Origin of the sequence: Amycolatopsis sp. NPDC058278, from assembly GCF_042881395.1 — a bacterium.
Lineage (GTDB): Bacteria > Actinomycetota > Actinomycetes > Mycobacteriales > Pseudonocardiaceae > Amycolatopsis.
On sequence record NZ_JBHVXZ010000029.1, the window covers coordinates 43,176 to 57,598 of the forward strand.

At 71.6% G+C, this 14,423-nt stretch carries 15 protein-coding genes and 1 tRNA gene; 5 read left to right on the forward strand and 11 right to left on the reverse strand.

Going from position 1 to position 14,423, the window contains the following annotated elements; genetic code table 11:
- The first annotated feature begins 14 nt into the window (after positions 1–14).
- Together ACFVYA_RS17585 and ACFVYA_RS17590 are read left to right on the forward strand one after the other, a co-directional pair.
- Positions 15–995, forward strand: coding sequence for a metallophosphoesterase (locus ACFVYA_RS17585; protein WP_387046113.1), 981 nt, complete (start codon positions 15–17; stop codon positions 993–995).
- A gap of 29 nt (positions 996–1,024) precedes the next feature.
- Positions 1,025–1,098 (forward strand) — tRNA-Pro (locus ACFVYA_RS17590).
- 41 nt (positions 1,099–1,139) lie between these two features.
- Here the strand turns inward: ACFVYA_RS17590 and ACFVYA_RS17595 are convergent.
- Positions 1,140–1,913 carry a methyltransferase domain-containing protein gene (locus tag ACFVYA_RS17595; protein WP_387046115.1) on the reverse strand — a complete coding sequence of 258 codons (774 nt, stop codon included), beginning with the start codon at positions 1,911–1,913 and terminating at the stop codon, positions 1,140–1,142.
- Positions 1,914–1,952: 39 nt separating this feature from the next.
- On the opposite strand from ACFVYA_RS17595, the gene ACFVYA_RS17600 reads away from it, so the two are divergent.
- Positions 1,953–3,803, forward strand: a complete 1,851-nt coding sequence (locus tag ACFVYA_RS17600; RefSeq protein WP_387046117.1) for a prolyl oligopeptidase family serine peptidase — start codon at positions 1,953–1,955, stop codon at positions 3,801–3,803.
- Positions 3,804–3,840: 37 nt separating this feature from the next.
- On the opposite strand, the gene ACFVYA_RS17605 is transcribed toward ACFVYA_RS17600, so the two are convergent.
- From ACFVYA_RS17605 to ACFVYA_RS17630, 6 genes are all read right to left on the reverse strand, one after another.
- Positions 3,841–4,026 carry a tautomerase family protein gene (locus ACFVYA_RS17605; protein ID WP_013230573.1) on the reverse strand — a complete coding sequence of 62 codons (186 nt, stop codon included), beginning with the start codon at positions 4,024–4,026 and terminating at the stop codon, positions 3,841–3,843.
- A gap of 34 nt (positions 4,027–4,060) precedes the next feature.
- Complete coding sequence (locus ACFVYA_RS17610; protein ID WP_387046119.1) at positions 4,061–4,687, reverse strand: TIGR03085 family metal-binding protein; 627 nt, start codon at positions 4,685–4,687, stop codon at positions 4,061–4,063.
- Between the two features lie 498 nt (positions 4,688–5,185).
- Positions 5,186–6,574, reverse strand: coding sequence for a glutamate decarboxylase (locus ACFVYA_RS17615; RefSeq protein WP_387046121.1), 1,389 nt, complete (start codon positions 6,572–6,574; stop codon positions 5,186–5,188).
- Between the two features lie 72 nt (positions 6,575–6,646).
- Positions 6,647–7,123: a Dps family protein gene (locus ACFVYA_RS17620; RefSeq protein ID WP_387046123.1), complete on the reverse strand. Its 477-nt coding sequence runs from the start codon at positions 7,121–7,123 to the stop codon at positions 6,647–6,649.
- 43 nt (positions 7,124–7,166) lie between these two features.
- A complete protein-coding gene (locus ACFVYA_RS17625) occupies positions 7,167–7,589 on the reverse strand; it encodes an organic hydroperoxide resistance protein (protein WP_013230586.1) in 423 nt (140 codons plus the stop codon).
- A gap of 195 nt (positions 7,590–7,784) precedes the next feature.
- On the reverse strand, positions 7,785–8,333 hold the full coding sequence (locus ACFVYA_RS17630; RefSeq protein ID WP_387046198.1) for an NADPH-dependent FMN reductase: 549 nt from the start codon (positions 8,331–8,333) through the stop codon (positions 7,785–7,787).
- A 150-nt stretch (positions 8,334–8,483) separates the two neighbouring features.
- Between ACFVYA_RS17630 and ACFVYA_RS17635 the strand changes: the two genes are divergently transcribed.
- Positions 8,484–9,536, forward strand: coding sequence for an alpha/beta hydrolase (locus ACFVYA_RS17635; protein WP_387046125.1), 1,053 nt, complete (start codon positions 8,484–8,486; stop codon positions 9,534–9,536).
- 84 nt (positions 9,537–9,620) lie between these two features.
- Here ACFVYA_RS17635 and ACFVYA_RS17640 read toward each other — a convergent pair whose 3' ends face one another.
- From ACFVYA_RS17640 to ACFVYA_RS17650, 3 genes are all read right to left on the reverse strand, one after another.
- Entirely contained in the window at positions 9,621–10,151 is a 531-nt protein-coding gene (locus ACFVYA_RS17640; protein WP_387046127.1) for a hypothetical protein, read from the reverse strand.
- 397 nt (positions 10,152–10,548) lie between these two features.
- Positions 10,549–11,148 (reverse strand): TetR family transcriptional regulator, encoded by a 600-nt coding sequence (locus ACFVYA_RS17645; protein WP_285987063.1) that lies wholly within the window; start codon positions 11,146–11,148, stop codon positions 10,549–10,551.
- Positions 11,129–12,655, reverse strand: coding sequence for a DHA2 family efflux MFS transporter permease subunit (locus ACFVYA_RS17650; protein WP_387046129.1), 1,527 nt, complete (start codon positions 12,653–12,655; stop codon positions 11,129–11,131). Before ACFVYA_RS17650 ends, ACFVYA_RS17645 begins: the two co-directional genes overlap by 20 nt.
- 183 nt (positions 12,656–12,838) lie before the next feature.
- Between ACFVYA_RS17650 and ACFVYA_RS17655 the strand changes: the two genes are divergently transcribed.
- Entirely contained in the window at positions 12,839–14,002 is a 1,164-nt protein-coding gene (locus ACFVYA_RS17655; protein WP_387046200.1) for an MFS transporter, read from the forward strand.
- A gap of 24 nt (positions 14,003–14,026) precedes the next feature.
- Here the strand turns inward: ACFVYA_RS17655 and ACFVYA_RS17660 are convergent, their stop codons facing one another.
- Entirely contained in the window at positions 14,027–14,407 is a 381-nt protein-coding gene (locus ACFVYA_RS17660; RefSeq protein ID WP_387046132.1) for a hypothetical protein, read from the reverse strand.
- Positions 14,408–14,423 lie beyond the last annotated feature (16 nt).

Sequence of the window (14,423 nt, forward strand, 5' to 3'; positions counted from 1 at the left end):
GTATCCTGGACTTCGTGAGCACGCTCAGTAACACACGCACGTCGGGGGCGACGGCCGCGCGCCTCGCCGCGGGGACGGTGGCGCTCGGCGCCGCGACCCTCGGTTACGCCGTCGGCATCGAACGGCGCCGCTGGACCCTCCGCACCGCCGAACTGCCGGTGCTGGCGCCGGGATCCCGGCCGTTCACCGTCCTGCACGTCTCGGACCTGCACATGCTGCCCGGCCACCACAGCAAGCAGCGCTGGGTCGCCGCGCTCGACGAGCTGAACCCGGACCTCGTCGTCAACACCGGGGACAACCTCTCGCACCGGACGGCCGTGCCGTCGGTGCTGCGCGCGCTGGGCCCGCTGCTCGACCGGCCCGGCGTGTTCGTCTTCGGCAGCAACGACTACTACGCGCCCAAGCCGAAGAACCCGGCCCGCTACCTGATGCCGCGGGGCAAGAAGAAGCGCATCCACGGCGTCCAGCTGCCGTGGCGCGACCTGCGCGCGGCGTTCGTCGAGCACGGCTGGACCGATCTGACGCACGTCCGCCGCACGATCGACGTCGGCGGGCAACGGGTGTTCGCGGCCGGCGTCGACGACCCGCACCTGCGCCGCGACCGCTACACCGACATCGCGGGCCCGGCCGACAGCGGCGCGGCGCTGCGCCTCGGCGTGACGCACTCGCCGGAGCCGCGGGTGCTGGACACGTTCGCCACGGACGGTTACGACCTCGTCCTCGCGGGCCACACCCACGGCGGCCAGCTCCGGCTCCCGGGCTACGGCGCCATCGTCACCAACTGTGACCTGGATCGCAGCCGCGCGCGGGGTGCGTCGAGGTGGGGGGCGCACATGTGGCTGCACGTCTCGGCTGGGCTGGGGACGTCGCCGTGGGCACCGGCGCGGTTCGCGTGCCCGCCCGAAGCGAGCCTGTTGACGCTGGTCCCGCGCGGATCGGGGTCGCCGGAGCCACGTAAGTCGGCCCCCCGAAAAGCCCGCGACACCGTCCGCTAGACTTCTCCACGACCCGTTAAGCAGTACCTCGGGGTGTGGCGCAGCTTGGTAGCGTGCCTCGTTCGGGTCGAGGAGGTCGTGGGTTCGAATCCCGCCACCCCGACGAGTAAGAGCCGGTGTCTTCGGACACCGGCTCTTCTGGTTTCAAGGTCTGGTCGCCGTCACCTCGACCCAGCACTGGCTGAAATCGCCGTCGCCGCTGCGGACCCACGTCAGTGCCGAGCGAGCCGCACTCGCCAGCTGGTCGCGGTCGCGGCCGAACTGCGGATCCGCCACCGCCTCACTCAACCGGGACTCCACGTACTTCGCCAGACCCCGGTACGTCATGTCCTCGCGGTAGCGGGCGCGCGAGGCGATCTCGGTGAACCCCGCCGACGCGCAGTAGTCCGCGATCGTGCGGCCGGCGAACGGGTCGCCGCCCGCGCGGCGGCGCAGCAGGTAGTGCCCGCGCAGGGCCGCGTCGACGTTCGCCGTCTTCGGGCGCAGCCGCGCCTTGCTCCAGTCCGATGTGGACAACGCCAGCCTGCCGCCGGGGCGGAGCACCCGGTGCAGCTCCGCCAGCGCGTCCCGCGGGGTGGCGAGGTGCTCGAACAGCGCATGGGAAAACGCCACGTCCACGCTGCCGTCCGCGAAGGGCAGGTCGTACGCCGACGCCACCAGGAAGTCCACTGTGGAACGTCCGGCGCGGCGGGCCGCGTCCCGGGCCATCGCCACCTGGCCCGCGTCGCGGTCGACGCCCGTCACCCGGGACTCCGCGGCCAGGCCCAGGGTGATCGAGCCGGGACCGCAGCCGAGGTCGACCACCCACATGCCCGGCCGGAACAGGGGCTGGGCGAACGTCGCGCGCTCCGCCGCCGTGCGCGCGGACATCATCGACACCGCGTCTCGCCCGTAGCCCGGCGCGTAACCCTCCAGCACCCCGCACACAGTACGGCCAGAAGGTGGCAGGATCGAGGGGTGAGCACGCAGTCAGCCAACCAATATCCGCCCGCGGTGGTCCCGGACCGGCTGTTCGACGAGGCCGAAGCCGAAGCCCGCTGGCGCGCCCGCTTCCACGCCCCGCGCATCTCCGTGCCCGAGTGGGCCCGCGACGCCCCCGACGCCAACGTCTACGTCTCCAACGCCAGCGGTGTCTGGGAGGTCTACGCCTGGAACCGCGCGACGGACGAGCACCGCCGCGTCACCGACCGGCCCAACGGCACACTGCACTCGACGCCGTCCCCGGACGGCGAGTGGATCTGGTGGTTCGACGACACCGACGGCGACGAGTTCGGCTCCTGGGTGCGCGAGCCGTTCGCCGCGACCGAGGGCAGCAAGCCGGAGAAGGCCGTCCCGGACGTCCACGACGGCTACCCGGCCGGCCTGGAGATCGGCACGCGGGTCGTCGCGGCCGGCGTCTCGACCGACGACGGCAGCGAACTGTTCGCCCGGATCGGCGGCGAGACACGCCGCTTCTACAGCCACCCGGACGACGCCGGCATCGCGTCCCTGTCCCGTGACGAGAGCCTGATCGCGATCTCGCACTCCGAGCACGGCGATTCGCGCCACCCCGCGCTGCGGGTGCTCGCGACCGACGGGTTCGAGACCGTCGCCGAGAAGTGGGACGGCGAAGGCAAGGGACTGTCCGCGCTCGAGTTCTCCCCGCTGTCCGGCGACCAGCGCCTGCTGGTGCTGCACGAGCGGCGAGGCCGCGAGGAGCTGCTGGTCTGGGACGTTCGGGCCGGCACGGAGACCGAGATCGAGCTGGACCTGCCCGGCGAGGTCGTCGCGGGCTGGTACCCGGACGCGCGGGCCCTGCTCGTCGTCCACTTCCACGAGGGCCGCAGTTCGTTGTACCGCTACGACCTCGACACGGCCGAATTGTCCTCTGTGGACACCCCGGCCGGCCGGATCGGCGGGGCGGGCGTCCGCCCGGACGGCACGGTCGAGTACTCGTGGTCCAGCGCCGCCGAGCCGACCGCCGTGCGTGCGCGGACCACCGACGGCACCGACGCGATCCTGCTCGAGCCGCCGGGCGAGCGGGCGCCGGGCTCGGAGCCGGTGACCGACGCGTTCGTCGAAGGCGTCGGCGGCCGGATCCACGCCCTCGTCTCACGGCCTTCGGGCGCGCCGGACGGTCCGCTGCCCACGGTGTTCTCCCTGCACGGCGGCCCGCACGCGGCGGACGAGGACCGCTTCTCCGCCTACCGCGCGACCTGGCTCGACGCCGGGTTCGCCGTGGTCGAGGTCAACTACCGCGGCTCGACCGGCTACGGCTCGGCCTGGCGCGACGCCATCGAGGGCCGTCCCGGCCTGACCGAGCTGGAAGACGTCGCCGCGGTGCACGACTGGGCCATCCAAAGTGGACTCAGCGATCCGGGCAAGTGCGTCGTGAACGGCGCTTCGTGGGGCGGCTACCTGTCCCTGCTCGCGCTCGGCACGCAGCCGTCGCGGTGGGCGGCGGGCGTCGCCGGGGTGCCGGTGGCGGACTACGTCGCCGCGTACGAGGACGAGATGGAGCAGCTGCGCTCGTTCGACCGCGCGCTCTTCGGCGGCTCGCCGGAGGACGTGCCCGCCGTGTACCGGGAGTGCTCGCCGATCACGTACGTCGACGCCGTGACGGCGCCGGTGCTCGTGCTGGCCGGCGACAACGACCCGCGCTGCCCGATCCGCCAGATCGAGAACTACCTCGACCGGCTCGGCGGCCGCGACCTGCACCACGAGTTCTACCGCTACGACGCCGGCCACGGCTCGCTGGTGATCGCCGAGACGATCAAGCAGACGTCGATCGAGGTCCACTTCGCCCTGCGGGCCCTCGGCCTGCGCTGACGCACCCGCCGGGAGACCTGCCCGGTCTCCCGGCGGCTCAGCGTTCGGAGTGCAGGACGCCGCCGGTGGCCCAGTGGTCGGCGCCGACCTCGACGAGCGTCACCTGGACACCTTCGGGCTTGCCGCCGCAGGTGCGGATGAAGGCGTCGGTCAGCTCCCGGACCAGGGCGCTCTTCTGGGCCGGCGTGCGGCCGGGGAACATGGCAACGCTGATCATCGGCATGGCGGCTCCTGCGTTAGGTGGGACGCCGCGAAGCCTAGAGCCCGCGGTTCACCGCCTGCAGCCGGCCGACCGCCGCCGCGTCACCCTCGAAGCCCAGGTGGACGGCGTCGCGGCCGAAGACGAACAGCAGCAGGTCCACCTGCTCCCCGACGATCGTGACGGGGTCGGGGCCGGTCTTGACGGCGGCCTCGCGGCCGTCCTTCGTGCGAAGCGTGACGCCGACGGGTGACTTCCGGAGGTTCAGCTTCGCCGACTGCTTCGCCGAGCGCCAGGCGGCGGCGTCCCGGGCGGGGTCCGCGGGCCGCGGCGCCCAGCCGTCCTGCGCGCGCCGGACGTCCTCGTGGTGGACGAGGAACTCGGCGGTGTTGGTCAGCTCGTCGAGCGGGCCGAGCGCGGTGGGCCAGAACTTCGCCGGCCCGTTCCGCACCTGCTCGACCAGGCTCACCCAGGGTTTCGCGGCGTACCGGTCCTGCACCTTCTTGGTGTACCCGGCGAGCGCCGGCACGAGGATGCCGGGAGCGGCATCCGCCCGGTGCTCCCGCACGACGAGGTGCGCGGCGAGGTCCCGCGTGGTCCAGCCCTCGCACAACGTCGGCGCGTCGGGCCCGAGTTCTTCGAAGAGCGAGCTCAACGCCTGGCGTTCGTCTGCAGCGACACCCATGAGGGTGACGTTACTCGCTGGTAGAGGCGCTGGCGACGGGAAGAGACCGCGGGCACGTGCCACAGCTCGCGCTGCGCCGCAACCGCCTGTCCACAGGTTCCAGGCCGGGTCGCCGATTTCCGTGGGTTGCTGGGATGTGCCGGCGGTGTTCGGTCCCTGGCAGACGATCTGACCCTGGCATCGCCGGATGGCCGGTGACGGCACCTGGGCGCTCCCGCGGCGGCTGGAGCACCAAAGTGCACCATCTCGTCGACGGGAACGGCCGGCCGCTGGTGACGCTGGTCGGGCCCGGTCAGGCTGGTGATGCGCCGATGTTCCCGCACATCTGCGCGACCGCGGCATCACCGCGGTGATTGCCGAACCTGCCGATCAGGCCGGGCACCGCAAACGGCGTGGTTCCCGCGGCGGTCGCCCACCGGCCTTCGACGCGGTCGACTACCGATCAGCGGTCGTCCTGCATGCCGTGTTCAGCTGGACCAAGGCAGTGTCAGACACGCACTAGTGGTGGAACGCGGTCGCCTTCGTGGGGTCTTTCGGGCGGCCGCCCAGCTGCTCCAGCTCCGGGAGCACCCGCCGCAAATCCGCCAGCAGCAGGTCCGCCAGGTCGTGCGTGAAGCCGTTGCGGACGACGATGCGCAGCACCGCCAGGTCCGTCCGGTGCTCCGGGAACGTGTACGCCGGTACCAGCCACCCCCGCTCGCGCAGCCGGCGGGACACGTCGAAGACGTCGAAGCCGGCGTCCGGGCGGGTGGTGAACGCGAACACCGGTAGCTGATCACCGCGGGTCAGCAGTTCGAACGGCCCCAGCGACGCGATCCCGGACGACAAGTGCGTGGCGACGTCACGCGAAGCCTGCTGCACCGCGCGGAACCCTTCCCGGCCGAGCCGGACGAACGTGTAGTACTGGGCCGCGACCTCGGCTCCCGGGCGGGAGAAGTTCAACGCGAACGTCGGCATGTCGCCACCGAGGTAGTTGACGTTGAACACCAGCTCGGACGGCAGCGCGGCCTTGTCGCGCCAGATCACCCAGCCGACGCCCGGGTACACCAGCCCGTACTTGTGGCCCGACGTGTTGATCGACGCCACGCGCGGCAGGCGGAAGTCCCACTCCAGGTCCGGGTCGAGGAACGGGGCGATCATCGCGCCCGAAGCGCCGTCGACGTGCACCGGGATGTCCCAGCCGGTCCGCTCGAGAAGCGCGTCCAACGCCGAAGCGATCTCCGCGACCGGCTCGTAGCTGCCGTCGAACGTCGAGCCGAGGATCGCCACCACGCCGATCGTGTTCTCGTCGCAGCGCGCGACGGCTTCGTCGGCGGTGAGGTGGTACCGGTCGCCGTCCATCGGGACCAGCCGCGGCTCGACTTCCCAGTACTCGCAGAACTTCTCCCAGCACACCTGGACGTTCGCGCCCATGACCAGGTTCGGCTTCCCGCTGCGGCCGAGGCGGGCCCAGCGCCGCTTCAGCGCCATCCCGGCCAGCATGCACGCTTCCGACGAGCCGGTCGTCGAGCAGCCCATGATGTCGACCGGGTCGGGCGCGTGCCACAGGTCGGCCAGGATGTTCACGCAGCGCCGCTCGAGCTCGGCCGTCTGCGGGTACTCGTCCTTGTCGATCATGTTCTTGTCGACGCACTCGGCCATCAGCTCACGCGCCTGCGGCTCCATCCACGTCGTGACGAAGGTGGCGAGGTTGAGCCGCGCGTTGCCGTCGAGCATCAGCTCGTCGCGCACGAGCTGCAGCGCGGTGTCCGGCGGCAGCGAGTCGTCGCGCAGCTTGTCGTGCGGCATGACGAAGCCCGCCGCGAGCGCCGGGTTCGCCCCGGCGTAGAGCGGGTTCGTTCCCGCCGTGCGGGCCGGGCGATCGGCTTTCCCCTGATGCAAGACCATGCCACCGAACGTACTGGCCGCGGCCGCACGAAAGAGGCCGCTCCATCCGGAACGGCCCCTTTGGTGGGAAAATCAGGCCTGCTGGGCCTGCCACATCCAGTGCGCCTCTTCCAGCGCCCGGGTGATCTCGATCAGCAGGTCCTGCGTGACGAGGTCGCTCTTGTCGGTCTCGTCGATGCGCTGGCGCAGCCGCTCGATGAGCGTGGCCAGGATGTCGACGATCGCGGCGACCGTGGCCTCGACCGACTGCCAGTTGTCCGGGTACTCGGGCACGCCCGAGCTCTCGACGACGGTCTTCGCCTTGCCGTTCGGCGAGATGCCGATGGCGTTGGCGCGCTCGGCGACCTCGTCGACGTACTGGCGTGCGGTGTTCACGAGCTCGTCGAGCTGCAGGTGCGCACTGCGGAAGTTCGATCCGACGACGTTCCAGTGCGCCTGCTTGGCGATGAGGGACAGGTCGACCAGGTCGACCAGCGTCGCCTGGAGGGCGTTGCCGGTGATCTCCTTGTCGGCCTCGGAAAGCGGGCTCTTGATCGGAGACTTGCTCATCTGGCGATGATCCTTTCCTCGTACTGGTTCGGACCGGGGCGGGTCAGACGGTGGCGGAGAGCGCGACCTCGATGTTGCCGCGGGTCGCGTTCGAGTAGGGGCACACCTGGTGCGCCTGCTCGACCAGCTGGTCGGCCTGGGCCTGGTCGAGGCCCGGCAGCGAGACGTTCAGCGCGACGCCGAGGCCGAACCCGACCTCCTGCTTGAGCACGCTGACCTCCGCCGTCACGGTCGAGCCGTTCAGCGGCACCTTGGCCTGACGCGCGACGAGCTGCAGCGCGCTGTGGAAGCAGGCCGAGTAGCCGGCGGCGAACAGCTGCTCGGGGTTGGTCTTGTCCCCACCGGGGCCACCCATCTCCTTCGGGATGGCCAGCGACTCGTCGATGACGCCGTCGGACGACGTCACTTCGCCGTTGCGGCCGTCGCCGCGCGCCGTTGCCACCGCGGTGTAGATCGCCTGACCCATGCTCAGCCTGCCTTCTGTCGCGGACGCTCCACAGCGAGCGTCTCACTGGGCACAACATCCCGCAGCCGCGGAACGGTGCCCCACATGGCAGGCATCACGTGGATTGCTTACCCAGCGACCACCGGGCGAAACGTCTGTGACAATCGGGGCTCCGCCCCGGGCCGGGGGCTCCGCCACCCGGAACCCCCGAACTCCTCATGCGGTGCGGGTCACGGCGAATTCGGCGACCTGCCGCCCGATCAGGCGAAGGGTGCGGACGCTCTTCTCGTCCGAGGCCCCGCCGGCCTCGTCGAACTTGGTCTCCGCCGAGTTGATCGAGCCACCCAGCGGGGTGGCCCAGCCGCGCAGAGCGTGCGTGATCGTGCGGAGCTGCTCGAGCGTGGTCACCGCGGCCTGCCAGCCGTACGCGACGGCGGCGAGGCCGACCGCGCGGCCGTCCAGGTAGGGGCGGCGGTCGCCGCGCAGGTCCTCGACGTAGTCCAGGGCGTTCTTGACCAGGCCGGACAGCGCGCCGTGGTAGCCCGGCGAGACGACGATGAGCCCGTCCGCCTCCCGGATGGCCTCCACCAGCCGGGTGGCGCGCTCGTCGCGCTCCGGGACACCGGCGTCGTAGAACGGCAGCACGAGATCCGGGCCGGTGATCAGCCGGGTCCGGACGCCCGTTTCGGCGGCGCCGTCGAGCGCGATCTGCAGCGCGCGCTCGGATTGGGAGCCCTCCCGCAGAGAGCCGCCGATCCCGAGCACGTTGATCGTCCTGGCTGAAGTCACGTTTTCAGGCTAACCCCTCCACTTAACTGGAGGACCAGACTCTGGGACGGAGGTCCTGGTCACAACTGGACCTGCTACCTACTGGCAAGTAACCTCACACGCAGTCCCGAGGCTGATGGAGGCACCATGGCGATCCCGCTCCCCGTCCGCGCCCAGGCGGCCGCGTCGCAGCTCGCGTTCTGGCTGCCCACGCCGGTGCGGCGGGCGGTCGCAGGCCGGACCGTCCGCATCGACGGCCAGGACCTCGCGCTCGACGCCCAGCTCCTCCTCCGGCTCCAGAAGATCGCCCGAGCCGAGCTGGTGCGCGGCTCGGTCGAGCAGTCACGGACCCTGCTCGACGCGGGCAGGCACCTGGTCAGCGGCAAGCCGATCGAACCGGTTTCGGTGCGCGAGATCGCCGTCCCGACACCGGATGGCGACTTGCCCGCGACGCTGTACACGCCGGTCGGGCTGCCCGAGGAGTCGCCGCTGCTGGTGTTCTTCCACGGCGGCGGCTGGGTGATCGGCACCCGCGCGAGCCACGACAACGCCGTCCGCTTCCTGGCCAAGCACGCCGGGGTGCGGGTGCTGTCGATCGAATACCGGCTGGCCCCGGAGTTCCCGTTCCCGGCGGCGACGGAAGACGCGCTGGCGGCGTTCGAGTACGCGGTGGCGAAGGCGGGTGACCTGGGTGCCGACCCGGCGCGGATCGCGGTCGGCGGTGACAGCGCGGGCGGCAACCTCGCCGCCGTGACCGCCCAGCAGGCCGTCCGCCGCGGCGGCCCGGTCCCGGCGTTCCAGCTGCTGATCTACCCGGCGACGGACTTCGCGCGGCGCTACCGCTCGCAAGACCTGTTCGCCGAGAACCTGTTCCTGACCGACGTGCACATGAAGTGGTTCGAAGGCCATTACGTGCCCGAAGGCACTGACCTGACCGATCCGCGGCTCTCGCCGTTGCGCGCGGACGACCTGAGCGGCCTGCCGCCGGCCTTGATCGTCACGGCGGGGTTCGACCCGTTGCGCGACGAAGGTGAGGCGTACGCGGAGAAACTGCGCGAAGCGGGGATCGAGGTGGCCCTGCGCCGGCACGAGGACCTGATCCACGGGTTCATCAACTTCACCGGCGTCGGCACCCGGTTCCGGGAAGCGCTGGCGGAGATGGCGGGCGCCCTGCGGCAGGGATTGTCCGAAGTGCACTGACCCCGGCCCGGCGGCGAACGCCTCGGAGCCCGGCGCGGAGAAATGTCCGCGGCCGGGCTCCGGGCCCCCTGTTCCCTTCGGTGGCTACGACCCCGGGACCGGCAGCGGCGGCACCGGCAGCGGGGGCACCGGCAGGCCGCCGAGCAGCCCGCCCAGGATGCCGGTGACGGCCGCGAGCAGCGCCTTCACCAGGTCGCTGACGATCTTCAGCGGGCCGGGCAGATCGGGCAGCGACGGGATCGGCAGCGGCAACGGCGGCAGCTGGCGCGCCTTCGCCTTCGGGTCGGCCAGCAGCCGGGTGGACTCGTCGGCGCGCCCCTTGGCCAGGCCCGCCAGCTGCCCGGTCTCGGTCTGGACCGTGTAGCGCTTGCCGGCCGCGATGTCCGCGAGCACCGGGCTCAGCTGCCCCAGGTCCGTTCGCGTGGCGCCGACGTCGCCCGCGTAGGCCACCTTGGTGAGGTCGTCACGCATCTGGAGCACCTGTGCGGCGAGGGCCTGGGTGCTGGAGGAACCCTTGCCCCCTCCCGGGTTCGCCGACGCGATCCCCGCCGTCCCCACCGCCAGCAGACTGCCGGCCGCCACCAGAGCGATGACTCGCCCGAACTTGGCTTTCATTCCTTACCTCCTGGCATCGAGACCTGACGGGGTAAATCGATACCCCCCGTGTCGGAGATAAGCCACTCGATCACCGATTCGGGATGTTTAACACCCTTACGTGCCGGATCCGAATGAGGCGAACTGGCCCGCATTGGATTAACCGCGAAACCTTGCCCGTCCCTCCGAAGATCATCATGACCGATTCCGATGATCACCGCTGGTAGCATCCGTCCACTATGGAACGGTCGGGTAACCCACCCGAGTGTAAACCGTGATCATTTAGCTTCATCACTCCGTCGGACCGTGCGTCCCGACTGCTCCAGATAGGGCATCCCCCACGCTCGCCCCGCCACCCACACGGTTCCCCCTGAGGCGGACGGGAAAATGCGAAATCAATTCCGGAATTCGCGTCCGCTCAGAGCGGCAGTCCCGCTTCCAGGTGAGCCAGCGCCTTGTCGAGGATCACCAGGGTGTCGGCGCCGGGGTCCGCCGCGGCCCCGGCGAACGCGGCCATGACCACCCCGACCACCGCACCCGCCCAGTTGCGGACCTCGAAGTCGTCCGCCGACCGGCCGGTGCGGCGCGCGGCCATCCCGGCCAGCAGGTCGATCCCCTCCGCGAACTTGTCCATCACCGCGGTGCGGAGCTCGGGCTCCCGGAACACGAGCACCTGCCGCTCGCGTTCCCGCTCCCAGTCTTCGGCCGGGATCTGCGTGCGGATGGTGTCCGCGGTGGCCCGCAGCGCGGCGGCCGGGCTGAGTTCGGGCGGCTGCGCCAGCGCGGCCTCGATGAGCACCGGGTCGAACGGGTCGTAGAGCACCGTCGCCTCCTTCGTCGGGAAGTACCGGAAGAAGGTGCTGGGCGAGATCTCCGCGGCGGCCGCGATCTGATCCACCGTCGTGGCGCTGTAGCCCTGCTCGTGGAACAGCCGCAACGCGTGCCGCTGGATCGCGGCGCGCGTCTTGGCCTTCTTCCGCTCCCGCAGTCCTGTGGGCTCAGATGGCGACGACGTCATGCTCCGATTCTCGCGGCTGCGCTGCCGCCGCCGCCCGGCCGGGCAGGAAGACCAGCGCGAGCAGCGCTCCGGCGACGCCGAGGCCGGCGCACACCCACAGCGTCGCGGCCATGCCGCCGGTGAACGCGGCCCGCGCGGACGCGGCGAGTTCGGGCCGGTGAAGCCGCTCCGCGACGGCGACCGCGGCCGAGGCGCTGCCGCGCACCGCGTCGGCGACCGGCGCCGGCAGGCCCCCGACCTCGACGCCGTCGCGGTAGGCGCTGTTGAGCACCGTGCCCAGCACCGCGACGCCGATGGTGCCGCCGACCTGGCGCAGCACCTGGATCAGCGCCGAACCGGCCCCCGAGCGGCCTTCGGTGAGCGCGCCCATGGCCATCGTCATCAGCGGCGGGAGCGTGGCGCCGGTACCCAGCCCGATCACGAGCTCCCAGCCGACCGTGGCGCCGTAGCCGCCCGTCGGTGACGTCGTCGAACCCCACGCCAGCCCGGCCGCGAGCAGCACGAACCCGCCCGTGACGACCCCGCGCACGCCCAGAGCGGCAACCAGCCGCTCGGCGAGCTTCGCCGCCACCAGCATCCCGCCGATCAGCGGCAGCAGCCGCACGCCGGTCTGCAGCGCGTCGGCCCCCTGCACCGCCTGGAACAGCTGCGGCAGCACGAACAACAGGCCCATCAGCGCGAAGGACGCCACCGTGGCCAGCACCGCGCCCCAGACGAACCGCGGCTCGCGGAACAACGCGAGGTCGGTGAGGGGCGCGGCCACCCGCGTCTGCGCCCAGCAGAACACCGCCACCAGCGCGGCCCCCAGCCCGATCAGGCCGTAGGTCACCGGATCGGCCCAGCCGTGCTCGCCGGCGTGGACGAACCCGTAGGTGAGCGCGACCAGCCCGGCCGCCGAGAGCGCGATGCCGGTGAAGTCGATCGTGCCGCGCCGGGAGCCGGGCGTGCGCGGCAGGAGGAACAGCACCGCGACGACGCCGACCGCGGTCATCGGGACGTTGATGAGGAACACCGAGCCCCACGCGAAGTGGTCGAGCAGCCAGCCGCCGAGCAGCGGCCCGAGCGGGATGCCGGCGAACATCGCCATCACCCAGGTCGTCAGCGCCTTCGCCCGCTCCTCCGGCGGGAACAGGATGTTCAGCAGCGAAAGCGACAGCGGGATGAGGAACGCGGCGCCGGCGCCGAGCGCCACGCGGGCGGCGATCAGCTCGCCCGGCGAACCGGCGTAGGCGCACCACAGCGAAGCCAGCCCGAACACCGCCAGTGCCCCGAGCAGCAGTTTCTTCGGGCCGAACCGGTCGCCGAGCAGGCCCGCGGGCAGCAGCAGCGCGGCCAGCGCCAGCGTGTAGGCGTTGCCGAACCACTGCAGCTGCGTGGTCGTGGCGCCGAGGTCGACGGCCAGCGTCGGCACGGCGACGTTGAGCACCGTCAGGTCCAAGCCGATGGTCAGCAGGCTCACCGCGAGCGCGCCGAGCGCCCACCACCTGCGTGGATGTCCTTGAGTCATAGCGACCCCCAATTGGTAGCGACTACCAAGTGAGAGTAGCTCTCATAATTTTCCGGCGCCAGGGGCCGGGATCGGGAAATAAGTTGCACGCGCGTACCACCTTGGGTTCTCATCGAGGACGTGCCGCTGCAGCCTTACCGCCGGGTGCTCTCCGTCCCCCGCGTCCCCTCGACGATGGCTTTGATGTTCCTGGCACGCCTCCCGATGACCATGAACGGCGTGCTGATGACGCTGTACATCGTCACCGGGCTCGGCCGCGGCTACGGCGCCGCCGGGCTGGTCGGCGGCGGCGTCACGCTCGGGATGGCGCTCGGCGCGCCGATGCTCGGCCGCTGCTTCGACCGGTACGGGCTGCGCCCGGTCGTCGCGGCCTGCGGGATCGGCACGACCGCGTTCTGGATCGCCGCGCCGCACCTGCCGTTCGAGGCACTCGCCGTGGTCGCGGTCCCGGCCGGGATGCTTTCGGTGCCGGCGGGCTCGCTGGCCCGCCAAGCCCTGGCCACGCTCGTGCCGCCCGAGCAGCGCCGCGCGGTCTACTCGCTCGACACCATCTCGATCGAAGCGACGTTCATGATCGGCCCCGCGGCCGGCATCGCGGCCATCACGGCGTTCTCCCCGACGTGGACGCTGACCGCGCTCGGCGTGCTGTTCGGCGGCACGGCGTTCCTGATCTGGCTCGTCAACCCGCCGATCCGCGAAGGCGCCGGCAAAGCGGACGAACTCGGTCCACGGCCGCCGCTGCGCAGCTGGCTCACCGGCCCCCTGGTGGGGACGCTGCTGATCGCGGGCGGCGCGCTGTTCGTGCTCGTCGGCACCGAACTGGCGACGCTGGCCGCCCTGCGCGCGAACGGCGACCTCGGCCTGACCGGCCTGGTCATCGTGGTGATGTGCACGGCGTCGATCGCCGGCGGCATCGTGCACGGCACGGTGCGGCGGTCGTTGCCGCAGGGCGTGCTGATGCTGCTGCTCGCGCTGCTGGTGATGCCGGTCGGCCTGGCGGACCACCCGTGGTGGCTGCTGATGCTGGCGCTGATCCCGACCAACCTGATGTGCGCGCCGACGCTTTCGGCCACGACCGAGACGGTCACCCGGATCGCCCCGCCACAGGTCCGCGGCGAGGCGATGGGCCTGCAGGACGCGTTCACCCGGCTCGGCCTGGCCGCGGGCGGCCCGGTGGTCGGCTTCGCGATCGACCACTCGACCCCGGAATGGGGCTTCGTGGCGGCCGGCCTCGGCGGTCTGGTGATCGCCTCGGCCGGCCTGCTCCGCCGCCGGCCCTCCGCCACCGCCCCGGAACCGGCGCCGGAGGCGGCCAGTCCCGAGCAGGCCGCAGCTCCCGGTGGCTGAGTTCGCGACCCGGCCCGCGTCTCGCTAGCTGCAGGCGACGCGGAGCGCGTCGATCTTCTTGACGTTGCGCTGCACCCACTGGGCCACCACGCCGGCGTCCTCGATGCGTTCCTTCTGCACCTGGACGTACGAGTCGGCCATGCCGAGCAGCGCGTTCTTGACGTCCTGGTCCTGGACGTCACCCGCGAGCTCGCGCAGCCGCTTCTCCTTGTCCTCGGCGCGCGCCTTGAACTTGGCCGGGTCGACCAGCGGGTTCAGGTCGGCGAGCCCGAGCGCTTCGGTGCACGCCGCGACCTTGTCCGCCGTCCTGCTCCCCTGGTCGACCGCGTTGCCGACCTCGGTGCACCCGCTCAGCAGCAATGCGACCGTGGCCAGCAGCGCGGCCGTCGTTCCACCCCTCGTCATGGCGTCAACGTACCCG

Bases quoted from the DNA above. Each gene is read 5' to 3' on its own strand.
- ACFVYA_RS17655 (WP_387046200.1), top strand. From the start codon at position 12,839: ATGTTCCTGGCACGCCTCCCGATGACCATGAACGGCGTGCTGATGACG.
- ACFVYA_RS17610 (WP_387046119.1), bottom strand. From the start codon at position 4,687: ATGGGTGTCGCTGCAGACGAACGCCAGGCGTTGAGCTCGCTCTTCGAA.
- ACFVYA_RS17620 (WP_387046123.1), bottom strand. From the start codon at position 7,123: ATGAGCAAGTCTCCGATCAAGAGCCCGCTTTCCGAGGCCGACAAGGAG.
- ACFVYA_RS17650 (WP_387046129.1), bottom strand. From the start codon at position 12,655: ATGACTCAAGGACATCCACGCAGGTGGTGGGCGCTCGGCGCGCTCGCG.
- ACFVYA_RS17625 (WP_013230586.1), bottom strand. From the start codon at position 7,589: ATGGGTCAGGCGATCTACACCGCGGTGGCAACGGCGCGCGGCGACGGC.
- ACFVYA_RS17640 (WP_387046127.1), bottom strand. From the start codon at position 10,151: ATGAAAGCCAAGTTCGGGCGAGTCATCGCTCTGGTGGCGGCCGGCAGT.
- ACFVYA_RS17605 (WP_013230573.1), bottom strand. From the start codon at position 4,026: ATGCCGATGATCAGCGTTGCCATGTTCCCCGGCCGCACGCCGGCCCAG.
- ACFVYA_RS17660 (WP_387046132.1), bottom strand. From the start codon at position 14,407: ATGACGAGGGGTGGAACGACGGCCGCGCTGCTGGCCACGGTCGCATTG.
- ACFVYA_RS17645 (WP_285987063.1), bottom strand. From the start codon at position 11,148: ATGACGTCGTCGCCATCTGAGCCCACAGGACTGCGGGAGCGGAAGAAG.
- ACFVYA_RS17635 (WP_387046125.1), top strand. From the start codon at position 8,484: ATGGCGATCCCGCTCCCCGTCCGCGCCCAGGCGGCCGCGTCGCAGCTC.
- ACFVYA_RS17615 (WP_387046121.1), bottom strand. From the start codon at position 6,574: ATGGTCTTGCATCAGGGGAAAGCCGATCGCCCGGCCCGCACGGCGGGA.